The sequence below is a fragment of the Acinetobacter sp. UBA3106 genome (assembly GCA_002365595.1).
GTDB lineage: Bacteria > Pseudomonadota > Gammaproteobacteria > Pseudomonadales > Moraxellaceae > Acinetobacter.
This window is the reverse complement of record DFAM01000001.1, coordinates 1-15,193: the sequence shown is the minus strand read 5'-3', so window position 1 is coordinate 15,193 and position 15,193 is coordinate 1. Positions and strand designations below refer to the sequence as shown.

Sequence of the window (15,193 nt, the reverse complement as noted above, 5' to 3'; positions counted from 1 at the left end):
CTTTTTAATCCTCATCGATTTTGCGCACTTTTTAGTGGGCTTTATGTCAAAATATATTGCTTAAAGACCTGGTTTTTTGCTCAAATACCAACCAGATTTTGGGCTTGAAATTAGTGTCCTCATTTTTAGATAAAGGTGGAAAAATTGCATCAGTTTGCTATTGGTCAGCGTTGGTTATCAGATACGGAAACAGAACTCGGTTTAGGCGTTCTAATAGACGTAGATGAACGATCGGTTAGCATCTTATTCCCAAAAAGTGATGAAACACGTGTCTATGCACGTAACAATGCACCTTTATCGCGTATTGTATTCAACGTGAATGATGAGTTGCAGGACCAGGAAGGCGCCAAATGGACCGTTGAGGGTCTGGAAGACCGTCATGGCGTGGTACGTTACAACGTGGTGCGCCGTCTGGAAGATGGTTCAGAAGAGCGTAAATCCTTAAACGAAACCCGTATTGGTGCGACCATTCAGCTGTCTAAACCGCTTGACCGTTTGCTGGCAAGTCAGGTCGACTATAAAGAATGGTACGACCTGCGAATTGAAGCCTTGCTGATGCAAGCCAATATGAAAAACAGTCCTTTACGCGGCATGATCGGAGCCCGTGTCGGCTTGATTCCACATCAGCTGTATATCGCGCATGAAGTCGGTCAGCGTTTTGCACCACGTGTTTTGCTTGCCGATGAAGTAGGCTTGGGTAAAACCATTGAAGCGGGTCTGATCATTCACCAGCAACTTAAAACAGCACGCTCAGAACGTATTCTGATTTTGGTTCCAGATTCACTGCAATATCAGTGGATGATTGAGATGCGTCGCCGTTTCAATCTGCAGTTCTCTTTGTTTGATTTGACCCGTACCGCTTCGATCAAAGAACATGATCCAGATTTAAACCCATTCCTGACCGAGCAATGCATTATTGCCAGCGTTGACTTGATGGTCGATCACGAAGATTTACGTGAGCAGGCTTTGGAAGCCGGTTTCGATCTTTTAGTGGTCGATGAAGCACATCATTTGATGTGGAGTGAAGATGAAGGCGGTAATGACCGTTACGACCTGGTTGAAGAACTGGCGGAAAAAACGCCGGGTGTGTTATTGCTTACGGCAACACCGGAACAACTCGGTGTAGAAAGCCATTTTGCCCGTTTACGTTTGCTCGATCCCCAGCGTTTCAGTTCACTCGATCGCTTCCTCGATGAAGAAGAGCAATATCACCAAACAGCTAAAATTGCTGAAGTGCTGATGTCGGATATGCCTTTGGAAGAGGGGCATTTAAAAGCGATTGAAGGCTTGTTGGGGCATAGCATTCAGGATGAGCCGGAACAACGTTTCCGTGCTATTCACGAATTGTTGGACCGTCATGGTACCGGCCGTATCTTATTCCGTAATACCCGTGAAGCGATTCAGGGTTTCCCGGGTCGTGACTGTCAGCCAGCACCTTTGCCAGCGCCTGCAAACTGGTCAAAAGATGGTAAGTTACGTGAGCAAATGTGGCCTGAAGAAGCCCAGCTGGATGGTGCGTGGATGGAGCATGATCCACGTGTGATGTGGCTGATGGAAATGCTGCGTACCGAATTGAAACACAAAAAAGTGTTGCTGATTGCGCGTAGTGGTCCAGTGGTTGAAGCCTTGGAAAATGTCTTACGTTTACATGCCGGTATTCGTACCGCGATGTTCCATGAAGGCATGAGTCTGCTTGAACGCGATCAGGCTGCGGCTTACTTTGCAGAAGACTCTTATGGTGCGCAGATTTTACTGTGTTCTGAAATTGGTTCAGAAGGTCGTAACTTCCAGTTTGCCTCTGACCTGATTCTGTTTGATTTGCCAGCCAATCCGGATGTGCTCGAACAGCGTATCGGTCGTCTGGACCGTATTGGTCAGGAAAACCGGATTCAGATTCATGTGCCTTATTTGCTAGGCACTGCGCAAGAACGTATGTTCCGCTGGTACAACGAAGGTTTAAATATTTTCAGCAATATTTCACCGACTGCACAAACCTTGCAAGAAAACTTTATTGTGAAATTAAAAGACTGTTTATTGGCAGATTTAGGCCAGCAGTTTGAAGATTTGCTTGAAGAAGTCAGTGTGCAGCGTGAAGCTTTGGAAGCTGAATTGCAGGAAGGTCGTGACCGTCTGCTTGAATACAACTCTTGCCGTCCAATCGTGGCGCAAGAAATTGTGCAGGCACTTGAAAACTATGATGACAATACCACCTTGCCAATGTTTATGAAACGCTTTATGGCATCGACCAATATCGATTTTGATGAGCAAAGTAATGGTACCGTGATCATCAAGCCAACCGATCAGATGCAGGTACAAGGTTTGTCACTGGATGAAGAAGGCATGACCGCGACTTTTTATCGTGATCAGGCTCAAGTCCGTGAAGATGCCCAGTATTTGACCCTTGAACATCCATTCACCGAAAGCGTGATGGAAATGATTAATACCCAATCTTTTGGTAGTACCAATGTTGCGGTATTAAAATCAGCAGCCTTGCCACAAGGTTCGGTATTGCTGGAAGTCTGGTTCAAGGTAGATGTGGTTGCACCGAAGGCATTGAACCTGCCATCAAGCTTGCCACAACAGTTGATTCGCGTATTGCTGAGTGAAAAAGGTCAGGATTTATCTGAAAAGATTGCACCAGAAATTTTGAAACCTTATCTGCATCATCTAGATGGCAATAGCTGCCGTCAGGTGGTGAAAGCGCGCCGTGAAGTGATTGAAGCGCGCTATACGCAAGCTTTGGATATTGCTAAATCGGCATTGCCAAACTTCAAGCAGCAGGCAAAAGAAGTCTACGGTAATAAATGGCAATATGAAATTGACCGTTTGAGCTATTTGAAACAGTTCAATCCAAGTATCCGTGAAGATGAAATTGCACGCTTGCAGAAATTCCAGAAAGAAGGCTTGAACTTGCTGGATGGTTTATCGGTAACACCAGAAGCAATTCAGGTGATGGTGGTAGTTAAACCATAACTGTAACTTACTTCCTCAAATAAAAAAGCACCTACGGGTGCTTTTTTATGGCCTGATCTTAAATAGGAGCGAGCCACAACTCATCTAGCTTAAAATTCAACTCATGCTAAAATAAAAAAATTATAAAGTATTAAAAGAATAACAATGACTCAATCTTTAATCACCCTCGGTTCTACAACTTCACACGGCGGTATCGTCTCCGAATGTGATCCTTCTTTTATCATTAATGGTATAGCGGTGCATTTGCACGGTATGAAACATTATTGTCCGAAATGCAAAACAGTGGTATCTGCCATTGCAGCAGTACAGTCTACTATTGTGAAAGGACGTGGAGTGGTGATTGCAGGAGACAAAACGAATTGCGGAGCAGTCTTTTTAGGTAATCAGTTTCTGGTGGTTTCAAAAAAATAATCACAAACCAAGCAACCGGTTTTGTCCAGTTATTCAAAGCCCTTGAATTGACTTGCAAGTCAGTGAATCATGCATTTATGGATGTCATCTACGCCAATTTTTCCTTAAGCTAATATCCTGTTAATTAGATCAATGAAACAAGAGCAGGGATATATGGCAGATGAATTATTCAGGAAAAATGCGATTCATTTTACCCATGCCAATGGCATTCCTTCGGCCACGTATCAAAAATTTTTTAATTGTTTCAAAGCAGATTTTAATTTAAAGGCCATCCCGATCATTGGTCTGGATCAAAAATATCCAGTGACCAAGTCCTGGGATTATCTGGTTGCACAAGTTATTGCCGATATTAAACAGCAATTTCCAGATCAGCAGGTGATTGGATTAGGTCACTCATTTGGTTCTTTGCTCACTTTAATGGCGGCATATAAACGCCCCGATTTATTTTCACAACTGATAATCATGGATCCGCCTTTTGTGATCGGGCCTAAATCTGCCATTTTCGAAGGCCTGCAAAAACTGAAGTTAAAAGCGGTCGATAACATTACTCCAGCGGGCATGACTTTGAAACGCAAAGATCATTGGAGTAGTCGGGAGGAAGCCTATCAGTCTTTGCGTAATAACCGCTTGTTTGAAAAATTTGATGCTGAGTGTTTTGATGATTTTTTTAGCAGTGGGATCAAGGATGACATAGCACGGGGCGGAGTTACTTTAACTATTCCTAAATCTACAGAAGCAGAAATTTTCAGAACTGTGCCGGCCTGGTGGTGGCGTACACCACGTAAAGCACCTCAAGTTCCGGTACATCTAATCACCGCACAACAGAGTCATTTTTATAAACAGGGCTTGCCGCAAGGGATGAAAAAGGTCTATGGAATTGAATTTAGCGTGGTTGAAGGCAGACATATGTTCCCTTTAGAACAACCGGAAAGCACAGCCCAATGGGTGAAAAAGATTATTTCAGCACAGCAAGGTATTTAATGCACAGTGAAGAATTCATAGGTGGATTCTTCACCAGCAATAACATTATAAATTATCGGATTTTTGATTCATCTAGATGGCGTGAACCTTCTAAAATCATACGAATCATGATCATGGTTTGTTCGGCAATTTCCTTGCGTTCAGTCGCAGAGATATCTATCACTGTTGCACCCATGTTAAATACCAGTTGGGTAATGGCTTTTGCAGCAATGTCCGGGTGAGAAAGTCTGCTGTTATTGAGTCGTTCTAAGCGAATGAGGTCGTCCTGCAATTCTTGCTGAAAATAATTTAACTGACGTTGTACTGCTGATTTATAAGATGCAGAGCCGGTATAGGCTTCACGCAGCAATAAGCTTAAATTTCCCTCATCTGCATCTAATTGTTCAATAAAAATTTCAACTGAACTGCGAATAATGCTGTTTTGCTTAGAGGCCTTTAAGCGTGCCTGATGCAAAATTTGACGTAATACAATCCCCGCACGATCAATCAATTCAATCGCGAGTTCATCTATATCTTTGAAATGTCGATAAAAACTATTGGGAGCAATACCTGCCTCGCGGGCAACTTCACGCAGGCTTAAGGAAGATATACTTTTTTGTGGGCCGATTAAGTTCAATGCAGCCTGAAACAGCTCTTCTTTGGTAATTGTTGCTTTTCGACCCACAGTGCGGACGATCACCGGTTCATGAACAAAATTCTGTTTATCAACAGGGGCATCAACATTTTTTTTGATAGAAGACTGGTTCATATTTTTCAATGGATTAGAAACACAAAAACATTATAACGGTTGCATTGCAACTTGGGAAATGAATAGAAACAATACAAATATATATACAAATATATATACATGTGTATAATAATTAAAATTCAATCGCGTGGTACTGACTATGCATGTTGTAGAAAAAATGAAAACATCTCCCTTAAGTTCTCTTGCTGATACTGTTATTGATCAGCATGCAGCCAATTTCTGGTTGCAAAAATTCAATTCGCTTTGGTCAATCAATCAAGCGTTAGGCAAAATTGTGCAAAAAGAAAATTCTGCACAAAATATGATGAGTTTGACCATTCAGGTGAACCGTCATTTTAAAATGGGACAAGCAGGGCAACATCATCCAATCTTTGTAGAAGTGAACGGTGTACGTTATGAACGTAGCTATAGCTTGACTCAGCTTGATGCTCAACATGTATTGTTAAGCGTTAAAAAAGTAGATCAAGGTAAAGTCAGTTCCTGGTTGGTGGAACACGCTCAAGTTGGCGACATTCTTGAATTTGGGCAGCCTTATGGCGATATGCTGTTACCTAAGCAGGCCCAAGCGATGGTATTGCTTGCTGCCGGCAGTGGCATTACTCCAATGTTAAGTTTACTCAAAGCACTCTCCAAAACAGATCGCATGACTCAGGCACCCATCCGGTTGTTGTATTGGGTACGAGAATATGCCGATGTGGCCTTTAAAGCGCGTTTCGAGAAACTAGCTGAACAGTATCCGAATTTCTCATTTCAGGTTTTTTATACCCAGGAAGAAAATGCTGGTGAACGCTTAAACCAAAAGCATTTAGCTTTGCTGGAAAATATTGAAAATAGTGTAGTTTACGCTTGCGGTCCATCCGGATTTGTAGCACAAGCAGAGCAGCTGTTTGCCCATGCGCAGAGTTTCAAAAGTGAAGCTTTTAGTATGTCTCCAGTTGAAAATTCTGATATCGGTTTTGTGAATATCACTTTACGTAAGTCTAATAAAGTCGTTGCTATTCCTAAAGGGCAGTCCATTTTAACCAGTCTTGAACAGCAAAATATCAAACCGACTCATGGTTGCCGTATGGGCATCTGTAATAAATGTGTCTGTAATAAAGTTGAAGGTTCAACCAAGAATTTGGTGAACGGTGGTCAGAATTCAGAACCTGGTAATTTATTAAAAATCTGTGTCAATTCAGCACAGTCTGACCTTGTCATTGATTTATAAGTGAGACAAATATCATGAATATGCCTGTTAAAATAGAATATTTTAAAAATCCTAAAAATGGTGAGCTCACACAATCTCAATTGGATGATTTGGCTCGTGAGCTGGATGCCATCAAACAAGAAGTACTGGATGATATTGGCGAAAAAGACGCAAAATACATCCGCCGTGTTTATTCAACCATCCGTTATGCTTCAATAGCTGGACGTGCCTGCTTATTTGCTGGCTGGTTCCCGCCGGCTTGGGTTTTAGGTACCGGTTTACTTGGTTTTGCCAAAATCATGGAAAACATGGAACTTGGCCATAATGTTATGCATGGTCAATATGACTGGATGAATGATCCTAAATTCCATGGTCCAAGTTATGAGTGGGACATCGTGGGTACTGCAGATAACTGGCGTCAAACTCATAATTATAAGCATCATACCTATACCAATATTAAAGGTATGGACGATGATATTGGTTATGGTTTACTTCGTCTGTTCCCGGAACAACGCTGGAAGCCAGGTTATCTTCTACAACCGATTTATGCGATTCCATTTTGCCTGTTATTCCAGTGGGGCGTAGCCATTCAAAATCTGGAAATAGGTAAAGTATGGAAAGGCCGTAAATCTAAGGAACAGGCTAAAAAAGAATGGCAACCGATGCAGAAGAAAATTGGCAAACAATTGTTTAAAGATTATGTTTTCTTCCCATTGATTGCTGGTCCAGCAGCTTTACCTGTATTTACTGGTAACCTGGTAGCGAACGGTATCCGTAACATCTGGACATTCAGTATTATTTTCTGTGGTCACTTTACTAAAGATGTTGAAGTATTCCCGAAATCAGTGCTGGAAAATGAAAGTCGCGGACACTGGTATATGCGCCAGATCCGTGGTTCATCAAACCTCACTGGTTCAGAAGCATTCCATATTTTGACCGGTCACTTAAGCCACCAAATTGAGCATCATTTATACCCTGATGTTCCAGCACGCCGTTACCGTAAAATGGCGCCTAAAGTACAGGCAGTATGTGAAAAATATGGTTTAAATTACAATAATGCCAGCTTGGTTAAACAGTATGGCAGTGTCATTAAACGTATTGCTAAATTCGCATTTCCATTCAAGAAATAATCTTGTTGCAGTAAAAAGCCTCTTCTATTGAAGTGGCTTTTTACTCATGGATATGTGTCTTAAGTATTTTGATTAAGTCCATGTAGTTGCCTTTTTTTGTCTCATTCAGGACCTGCGAAATTTCCTGTTGTGTCCAGCTTTGACGGCTCGCCTAATAAGAAAATGAGGACAATAAGACAAATGGTTTTCTCCAAAACAAATATATATATATGCCTTTGACCAGTTTTGGAGGATTAGATAAGTTCATTATGCGAATATCGCAATATGATTTTTTTTAATAATATAAATTTTATTTTTATAAAGCATTATTTTAATTTTACTTTTATTAGAATATTCTTATTAATTGAATAGTCTGAAAACAAACCGGAACAGAGTGTTTAGCTTTTAAATAGCAATTTTTTGTATCTTTTTGGGCAATATGGGAATCGTTTCATTACCACCGACCATATAAGCATAATTAGCCATCGCCAACATTTCTTGATCTTCATGACTATTTCCATAAGCATAAATCACGTCATAATCATCTAAATGATAGTTTTCTAAAATTCGTAGCTTTTTCTGTTCCGAACTGCAATCTGGAGTGGTGTATTGTCCGGTATAGACATTATCGATTATTTCAGTTCGGGTACAAATCAAATCTATATCTAATAAATCACAGATAGGTTTGAGATAAATATCTACCGAAGCTGATACCAGAACGACATCATCACCTAAGGCTTGATGCTGTTTGAGTTGTTTCAGCAAGCTCGGATTTAATTGAGAAATTAAATTAGTCGCATATTCCTGGGCAATGTGCTGTAACTCCAAAACGTCTGTATGACTAAACATGGCACGAAACAATTTGGAACGCATCGCATGCGCAGGATAGATATTCAGGTAATAAGCCTGAATCCAAGGCAGGATTTTAATGCCTTGTTTGACAATATGGCGTTTGGATAAAGCGTAAAAGATAAACCCTGTGAAACTGTCTTTGGTGCACAGGGTTCCATCAAAGTCAAAAAGAGCTAAATTTTTATTCTTTTGGCTCGTTGCATACATGATTGGTATCTTCCATTGACGCGAGTTGCAAACCAATTGGTATTATAATCGCGGCTTAACTTAGGACCAGAAATAACCACTTCAGGCATGATAGCATATATGGGTTCTTTACCTGTTTTCTCTTGGTAAAGCTTTGCTACAGCACGATAAGTTGCTGTATCTTCAAAGTCTTTTTCTTTTTCTTTTTTTAAGTCTGCACGAATTTGGCGTGGAGTCACTAAAATATTATTGCTGGCAAACACGCTAATCAGTTCGCGTTCAGACTGACTCGCTGCAGAACGGATTGAACCATCTTTACTGTATAACAATAGGTCACCATCAAGGTCCAGTTCTGCTACCGTTAAATCATTCAGCATGCTTTGAAAAGCCGCATTGCGACTGGAATACATGCCGGAGTTATAATCTGCAAAACGATAAATCGCTTTATTGTAATCGGCAGGGTACATCATTAAACGGTGAATACCATAATACAAACCGCCATATTGACTGTATAAGTCGGTACGTAATTCGGCAATATTGCCGCCTTGACGTTTATGTTCTTTAGCATAGCCAATATGAACCTGCATTGAACCTAAAGTGGTAATCGGATTTAATTTTTCACCAATGTCTTGTCCAACCAGTTTGGCTGCGCCTGTGAGTGCGCTGACATGATAATGTTTAGACATATAAGCAAAAATTTCACGATATAACTCATCCAATTCACGTTCAGTTTTTACCCGGCGCATTTGGCTTAAATAGTTGTCTTCAGGACTCGGCTGATTTTTTAAGACTTGCTGGAAATAGCCTGCAACGGTTCCGCCAATAGAATCACCTAATTTATCTTTAAATTTTTCATCCATACGATCTTGTACTTCTTTAACCGCTTTTTCACCTAAGCCTGGAACTTGGGGATCAGCAACGAAGTTAGATTCCTGGTCGACGACAGCCACAATACTGCAAATATTTTCTTTGGTCTGGGGAATACCAAGCTGATCGGTAATATCGAAAATATCTTTGGCCCATGAGCTTCGATCATGTACACGTGGCGGAACAAGACGCTTGATTTGATCTTCTTCTAAAGTGGGTTCATGATTTTTTGACCACCAGGAGTTATCTCCACAAGCCACTAAGCTAAGTGACAAAGCAAGAATACTCAAAGATTTAATACGAGATGAAATAAAAAGATTTTTTTTCATAATAATGAAAACATATTCCAAAAGGATGAGCCCATACAGCAGATGCAGTATACTATGTCAGTCGAAAAAGTGATGAATTTATATGTATATTGGTCCATATCAACTGTCAAATAATTTAATTGTTGCTCCCATGGCAGGTGTTACGGATCGTCCCTTCCGGACGCTATGTAAATATTTTGGTGCAGGGCATGCGGTCAGTGAAATGATGACTTCAGACCAGACCTTACGCATGAGCAAGAAAAGTCTGTACCGGGCCAATTTTGATGGCGAACTGGCCCCAATATCCGCGCAGATTGCCGGTTCAGAACCCAGTGAGCTGGCAGAAGCGGCGCGTTATCAGGTGGCGAATGGTGCGCAAATTGTTGATATCAATATGGGTTGCCCTGCCAAAAAAGTCTGTAATAAATTAGCGGGTTCTGCATTATTAAAAGATGAAGATCTGGTTGCGCGTATTTTAGATACCGTCGTGGCTGCTGTGGATGTACCGGTGACTTTAAAAACCCGATTGGGTTATTTAAATGGCCATGAAAATATCCTGCGGGTGGCAAAACGTGCGGAAGAAGCGGGGATCGCCGCATTAGCGTTGCATGGTCGTACCCGTGAAGATATGTACTTGAATACCGCACGTTATAGTTTGATTAAAGAAGTCAAACAAATGTTGAATATTCCCGTGATCGCCAATGGGGATATCGATAGTCCGGAAAAAGCCAAATATGTGCTCGATTATACCGGAGCTGATGCAGTGATGATCGGACGCGCTGCACAAGGTCGTCCCTGGATTTTTCGTGAAATTTCCCATTATTTAGCTACAGGTAAGCAGTTAGTGGCACCGGATATTCAAGAAGTGAAAGATGTCTTGTTAGGACATTTATCTGAACTTTATGACTTCTATGGTGAATATTCAGGTTGTCGCATTTCACGTAAACATATTGCCTGGTATACCAAAGGCTTACGTTCAAGCAATGAATTCCGCCAAAATATGTATAAAGTTGAAAGCACAGCTGAACAATTTAAAGTGGTTGAAGACTATTTCAATCAGTTACTTGCCCAAGGCCAGATTATGAGTGATGTGCAGGTGGAACAGGTGAACTTGCTCGAAACCAAATAGCCTTTTATTCGTTTGTTATTTTCGTTATTTCAAATAACTCACTGCTCTTTATTTCAAAGCCATTTAATTAAAAAAGAGCAGTGTTGTTTTCTTTATCAAGACTATTTTGCGTAATTTATATAACAATACTCAAAGAATTACATGCGACAACATCTCATCACTTAATCGTGACAGTTATCGAACATAGCTCACTGACATTTGCTCTATGCTAATTTTGATCAGCTGAATAAGCCGACTTTTAAAATATTTTATTCAACTTATAAAGCTTATTTATCTATAGATCATAGAAATAACATAAGGAGAAAGAAAATGGTGGATAACAAGCGGCCAGTTCCAGATATTAATCCAGCCACAACAGAGCTGTCTCCGGAACGGAGTGATGCATTAAAGAGTGAATCATTAAGATCTAGTCCACATACAGATGATAGTGCGCGTCCTGAGCTGAATTCACCAGCGACTGACAGCCATCGTGTACCAGATATGAATGAAGCAGGTGATCATCTGGCTGCGACCAGTGCCGGTACTTTAGGCGGTGCTGCTATAGGGGCTACTTTAGGTATGGTCGGTGGTCCTCCAGGTGCAGTGGTGGGCGGTCTTGTCGGTGGCATTGTTGGCGGAATAGCGGGTAATGACATTGCAGATAAAGCTGATCCCGATGAGGAAGATGCTTACTGGCGCGAACAGCATCGTGAAAGACCTTATTTTCATGAAACTCGAAATACCTATAACGATTTAGACTATGACCGCGATTACCGGGGTGCTTATCAGGTCGGATATGGCAATCGATCTCAATACGATCGTAATACCGAGTTTGAACATGTAGAGCCGGAATTACGAAGCAAATGGGAAAGTACCAAGGATCAGTCTCGCCTTAGCTGGGAAGAAGCCAAATATGCAGCTAAAGATGCTTGGCATCGTGCTACACGTTAAGCTGTTCCCTATAAAAAACCTCTCCGATGAGAGGTTTTTTATAGATTTATTTCAGAAGATTAGGCTTGGCTAATTTCCAGAACCAGCTGGTTAATTAAATCTGCAGCTTCCATTTCCCGGATCTGGGCAACATTTGTGCCTGCCCAAAAAGCCCCAAAACCATGGTCGCCCTGTGAAGATGCTGCGGCATACAACTGTTTACCCAGGTCATAACAATAAGGATAAGTAGCGACCTGAGGTCGTTCAGGACGATCAATCTGGGTATGCCAATGGTTAATTAAACCGCGGGCAGGGCGCCCGGAAATGCTGGCAGTAATTTGAGTGATGGGTTTGCTAAACAGGGCTTGCCGATAGGCTGTATTAGCATTGGAACTTTTGCACTGTACAAAAGCAGTTCCTAATTGCACAGCTTCCGCTCCCAACTCGATTAATAGCTGGGCTTGCCGGCCATTCATAATCCCGCCAGCAGCTACCACAGGTTTGCTACAGTATTGTTTTAATAATTGCACCAGATCGGAAGTTTTGACTGCGCTATCAAAGGTATCATTAAAAATACCGCGATGTCCGCCGGCTTCAATGCCTTGCGCAATAATAACATCAATCCCAGCCGCTTCAATTTCCAGAGCTTCAGCCAGATTGGTTGCTGAAACCATGGTAATAATGCCAGCCGCTTTTAAAGCTTGAATCTGCTGAGCATGCGGAATGCCGAAGTGGAAACTTACGGCTTTAGGCTTGGTTTCTAAAACCAGGTTTAAATAGTCGTCATTATCTAAAAAACTGGGATAAATACATTTTAATTCGGTTGGCGGAGTAGCATGATACTTTTTAAATTGAGGGGTTAAATATTCAATCCACTGATCTGCGACATTTTTGTCGAGTGCTGTGCTTTGATGGCAAAAGAAATTGACCTGAAATGGCTTATGAGTAAGGGCCTGCGTTTCTAAAATCTGCTGACGTGCTGCTTCAACTGAACTTGCACCCAAACCCAATGAACCTAAACCACCTTGATTGGACACCTCAGCCGCCAATTGAGGCGTAGAAACACCTGCCATCGGTGCAAGGAAAATAGGATGTTTAATCTCAAGTTGTTCTAATAAAGTCATATTCAGTTCCTCCTCATTTATATCACTTTGCCCAAGCCCTCTAAATTAAGCAAATAATATTCGTTATTTTTTTATGAAATAAAAAAGCTTTTTAAACTTAAAAATCAATGGAAAAGAAATGATAAATAACACGTCAAACCATGTCGCATAAAAGACCACTGCACATACTGGCTGAGTTAAAAATTTTATAATACCTATTCATTTTTCTGGCGCTGTTTACCCATGTCTGATCGTATCCGTGAAAAACTGCAAATTTTAGCCGATGCTGCCAAATATGATGTGTCGTGTTCGTCCAGTGGCAGTAACCGAAAAAACAAAGATAAAGGTTTGGGCAATACGGGTTCCGGAATTTGTCACAGCTATACCGAAGATGGGCGCTGTGTATCTTTGCTTAAAATTCTATTTTCCAATGTCTGTATTTACGACTGTGCTTACTGTGTATCGCGGCGCTCCAATGACGTGAAACGGGCAGCTTTTACCGTGCAGGAAGTTGTCGACTTAACCATGAATTTTTATCGCCGTAATTATATTGAAGGTCTGTTTTTAAGTTCAGGAATTTTCAAGTCGGCAGATTACACCATGGAGCGAATGCTTCAGGTGGTGAAAAAATTACGTCTGGAAGAAAATTTTAATGGCTATATTCATTTAAAAACCATTCCCGGAGCATCTCAGGAAATCATTACCGAAGCGGGTCTGTATGTCGACCGGATGAGTATTAATCTTGAAATGCCGACTGAAGCAGGCTTGCAAAAATTCGCTCCCGAGAAAACCCATGCCGAAGTGCAGAAAGATTTGGGTATTGTGCGTGACCGTTTAATTCAGTTTAAAGATGAACGCAAACTGATTCGTTCCGTTCCCAAGTTTGTACCAGCAGGGCAAACCACACAAATGGTCGTGGGCGCACATAGTGAAACCGATCAGGATATTATTTTAATGGCAGATCGTCATTACAAGGAATTTAAACTGAAACGGGTGTATTACTCGGGTTATATCCCGATTAATGAGCAGGAAAAATCCTTACCGGCGATTGGTTCCACACCGCCATTATTAAGAGAAAACCGGCTCTATCAAAGTGACTGGCTGATGCGTTTCTATGGTTTTGATGCAGCAGAACTGGTCGATGAAAAACATCCGAATTTAGATTTAGAGGTCGATCCAAAATTAGCTTGGGCCTTACGTCATCCTGAGCAATTTCCAGTAGATCTGAACCGGGCAGATTACCGCATGATTCTGCGCGTGCCTGGCATTGGCGTGCGTTCTGCTAAAAAAATTGTACAGGCACGACGCTTTGGGAACATCCACATCGATCAACTAAAACGTATTGGCGTGGCATATAACCGGGCACAGCATTTTATCCGCTGTGCCGATACGCCAAAATTTATTAAGGACCAGTTGCCGAGTCAGATTCGTAACCAGATTTTGCAGTCGGGACAGTCGAAATATACTCAGCAGTTATCGCCACAATTGGGCTTTGGTTTTTAATGGCAACTTACTGTTTTGATGGCAGCATGACCGGCCTGTTAAGCTGTGTGTTTCGTGCATTTCAATTTAAAGAGTTTCAGGTCAATGTTACCCGTGATGAACATGCGCAAAATGGGCTGTTTGATGATTTTATTCAGGTAGTTTCGAATGAAGAGCATGCACAGCGGGTCTGGCAAGGATTAAAGCAAAAAACATCAAGTCAGAGTCAGCGCAATTTTTACTATACGTTTTTATCCGAAAATCAAACTGCTGATCAGCACCTGTTTAACTATTGTCTGTATATTTTCCAGCATCAATATAAAGTCGATGAAAATTATGGACATCCCGATGTGCTTGCTTTAGCACAATGGACCAAGCAGGTGGGACGTGAAAAGCATCGTATGGAAGCTTTTGTGCGTTTTAAAAAATGTCAGGATGGTTTGTTTTTAAGTCTGGTCCGACCTGATTTTAATGTCTTGCCACTGATTGAGCGGCATTTTAAAGCCCGTTATCAGGATCAACGCTGGCTGATTTATGACGAAAAGCGCAAATACGGTATTTATTATGATTTGCAACAAGTGCATCAAATTGAAATGAATGCTCATGAAGTGGATACCAAACTCGCCAGCGGTTTTAGTCAATCTTTTACTATTGAGCTGGATGAGCAAGAATTACTGTATGACCAGCTGTGGAAAGATTATTTCCAGAGTGTCAATATTCAGGCACGGCAAAACATGAAATTCCACATTCAGTATGTGCCGAAGCGTTACTGGCGTTATATGAATGAAAAATCAATTTAGCTGAAGATTTCAGGCATACTATGGCGGATTTTAGTGATGAGGATAATTTTATGATGAAGCCGTTTATTTGGGTGAGTTTAATTTCAAGCATACTGATTTCAGCATGTTCATCTTCAGAACAACAAAAAAACCAGATTGATCCTCAA

General features: G+C 41.3%; 13 protein-coding genes. 9 read left to right on the top strand and 4 right to left on the bottom strand.

The features are described 5' to 3' along the window. Nucleotides 1–135 precede the first annotated feature (135 nt). From rapA to B4C48_RS00055, 3 genes are all read left to right on the top strand, one after another. Nucleotides 136–2,973, top strand: a complete 2,838-nt coding sequence (gene rapA, locus B4C48_RS00065) for an RNA polymerase-associated protein RapA (protein WP_291352203.1) — start codon at nucleotides 136–138, stop codon at nucleotides 2,971–2,973. A 144-nt stretch (nucleotides 2,974–3,117) separates the two neighbouring features. Further along, the gene (locus B4C48_RS00060) at nucleotides 3,118–3,384 is read left to right on the top strand and encodes a PAAR domain-containing protein (RefSeq protein WP_291352201.1); all 267 of its coding nucleotides are present in this window, start codon (nucleotides 3,118–3,120) and stop codon (nucleotides 3,382–3,384) included. 153 nt (nucleotides 3,385–3,537) lie between these two features. Further along, nucleotides 3,538–4,365 carry an alpha/beta fold hydrolase gene (locus B4C48_RS00055; RefSeq protein WP_291352199.1) on the top strand — a complete coding sequence of 276 codons (828 nt, stop codon included), beginning with the start codon at nucleotides 3,538–3,540 and terminating at the stop codon, nucleotides 4,363–4,365. A gap of 52 nt (nucleotides 4,366–4,417) precedes the next feature. Here the strand turns inward: B4C48_RS00055 and fabR are convergent, their stop codons facing one another. Continuing rightward, nucleotides 4,418–5,113, bottom strand: a complete 696-nt coding sequence (gene fabR, locus B4C48_RS00050) for an HTH-type transcriptional repressor FabR (RefSeq protein WP_291352197.1) — start codon at nucleotides 5,111–5,113, stop codon at nucleotides 4,418–4,420. Nucleotides 5,114–5,252: 139 nt separating this feature from the next. Here fabR and B4C48_RS00045 point away from each other — a divergent pair, with 139 nt between their 5' ends. Both B4C48_RS00045 and B4C48_RS00040 read left to right on the top strand, forming a co-directional pair. Further along, the gene (locus tag B4C48_RS00045; protein ID WP_291352195.1) at nucleotides 5,253–6,323 is read left to right on the top strand and encodes a ferredoxin reductase; all 1,071 of its coding nucleotides are present in this window, start codon (nucleotides 5,253–5,255) and stop codon (nucleotides 6,321–6,323) included. A gap of 14 nt (nucleotides 6,324–6,337) precedes the next feature. Continuing rightward, a complete protein-coding gene (locus B4C48_RS00040; RefSeq protein ID WP_291352193.1) occupies nucleotides 6,338–7,432 on the top strand; it encodes a fatty acid desaturase family protein in 1,095 nt (364 codons plus the stop codon). Between the two features lie 384 nt (nucleotides 7,433–7,816). Here B4C48_RS00040 and B4C48_RS00035 read toward each other — a convergent pair whose 3' ends face one another. Together B4C48_RS00035 and B4C48_RS00030 are read right to left on the bottom strand one after the other, a co-directional pair. Beyond that, nucleotides 7,817–8,470: an HAD-IB family hydrolase gene (locus tag B4C48_RS00035; RefSeq protein WP_291352191.1), complete on the bottom strand. Its 654-nt coding sequence runs from the start codon at nucleotides 8,468–8,470 to the stop codon at nucleotides 7,817–7,819. Continuing rightward, a complete protein-coding gene (locus B4C48_RS00030; RefSeq protein ID WP_291352189.1) occupies nucleotides 8,437–9,645 on the bottom strand; it encodes a DUF1615 family protein in 1,209 nt (402 codons plus the stop codon). The genes B4C48_RS00035 and B4C48_RS00030 overlap by 34 nt, the downstream gene beginning before the upstream one ends. A gap of 82 nt (nucleotides 9,646–9,727) precedes the next feature. Here B4C48_RS00030 and dusB point away from each other — a divergent pair, with 82 nt between their 5' ends. Further along, complete coding sequence (gene dusB, locus B4C48_RS00025) at nucleotides 9,728–10,753, top strand: tRNA dihydrouridine synthase DusB (RefSeq protein ID WP_291352188.1); 1,026 nt, start codon at nucleotides 9,728–9,730, stop codon at nucleotides 10,751–10,753. 309 nt (nucleotides 10,754–11,062) lie between these two features. Continuing rightward, entirely contained in the window at nucleotides 11,063–11,683 is a 621-nt protein-coding gene (locus tag B4C48_RS00020; protein WP_291352185.1) for a glycine zipper domain-containing protein, read from the top strand. 59 nt (nucleotides 11,684–11,742) lie between these two features. Here B4C48_RS00020 and B4C48_RS00015 read toward each other — a convergent pair whose 3' ends face one another. Next, entirely contained in the window at nucleotides 11,743–12,792 is a 1,050-nt protein-coding gene (locus B4C48_RS00015) for an NAD(P)H-dependent flavin oxidoreductase (RefSeq protein ID WP_291352456.1), read from the bottom strand. Between the two features lie 216 nt (nucleotides 12,793–13,008). On the opposite strand from B4C48_RS00015, the gene B4C48_RS00010 reads away from it, so the two are divergent. Continuing rightward, on the top strand, nucleotides 13,009–14,268 hold the full coding sequence (locus B4C48_RS00010) for a putative DNA modification/repair radical SAM protein (RefSeq protein WP_291352183.1): 1,260 nt from the start codon (nucleotides 13,009–13,011) through the stop codon (nucleotides 14,266–14,268). Then, nucleotides 14,268–15,047: a TIGR03915 family putative DNA repair protein gene (locus B4C48_RS00005; protein ID WP_291352181.1), complete on the top strand. Its 780-nt coding sequence runs from the start codon at nucleotides 14,268–14,270 to the stop codon at nucleotides 15,045–15,047. Before B4C48_RS00010 ends, B4C48_RS00005 begins: the two co-directional genes overlap by 1 nt. Nucleotides 15,048–15,193 lie beyond the last annotated feature (146 nt).

What these genes read in the sequence shown, in the direction of transcription:
- dusB (WP_291352188.1), top strand. Translation starts at nt 9,728, where the DNA reads ATGTATATTGGTCCATATCAACTGTCAAATAATTTAATTGTTGCTCCC.
- B4C48_RS00035 (WP_291352191.1), bottom strand. Translation starts at nt 8,470, where the DNA reads ATGTATGCAACGAGCCAAAAGAATAAAAATTTAGCTCTTTTTGACTTT.
- B4C48_RS00055 (WP_291352199.1), top strand. Translation starts at nt 3,538, where the DNA reads ATGGCAGATGAATTATTCAGGAAAAATGCGATTCATTTTACCCATGCC.
- fabR (WP_291352197.1), bottom strand. Translation starts at nt 5,113, where the DNA reads ATGAACCAGTCTTCTATCAAAAAAAATGTTGATGCCCCTGTTGATAAA.
- B4C48_RS00005 (WP_291352181.1), top strand. Translation starts at nt 14,268, where the DNA reads ATGGCAACTTACTGTTTTGATGGCAGCATGACCGGCCTGTTAAGCTGT.
- B4C48_RS00010 (WP_291352183.1), top strand. Translation starts at nt 13,009, where the DNA reads ATGTCTGATCGTATCCGTGAAAAACTGCAAATTTTAGCCGATGCTGCC.
- B4C48_RS00040 (WP_291352193.1), top strand. Translation starts at nt 6,338, where the DNA reads ATGAATATGCCTGTTAAAATAGAATATTTTAAAAATCCTAAAAATGGT.
- B4C48_RS00060 (WP_291352201.1), top strand. Translation starts at nt 3,118, where the DNA reads ATGACTCAATCTTTAATCACCCTCGGTTCTACAACTTCACACGGCGGT.
- B4C48_RS00020 (WP_291352185.1), top strand. Translation starts at nt 11,063, where the DNA reads ATGGTGGATAACAAGCGGCCAGTTCCAGATATTAATCCAGCCACAACA.
- B4C48_RS00030 (WP_291352189.1), bottom strand. Translation starts at nt 9,645, where the DNA reads ATGAAAAAAAATCTTTTTATTTCATCTCGTATTAAATCTTTGAGTATT.
- B4C48_RS00045 (WP_291352195.1), top strand. Translation starts at nt 5,253, where the DNA reads ATGCATGTTGTAGAAAAAATGAAAACATCTCCCTTAAGTTCTCTTGCT.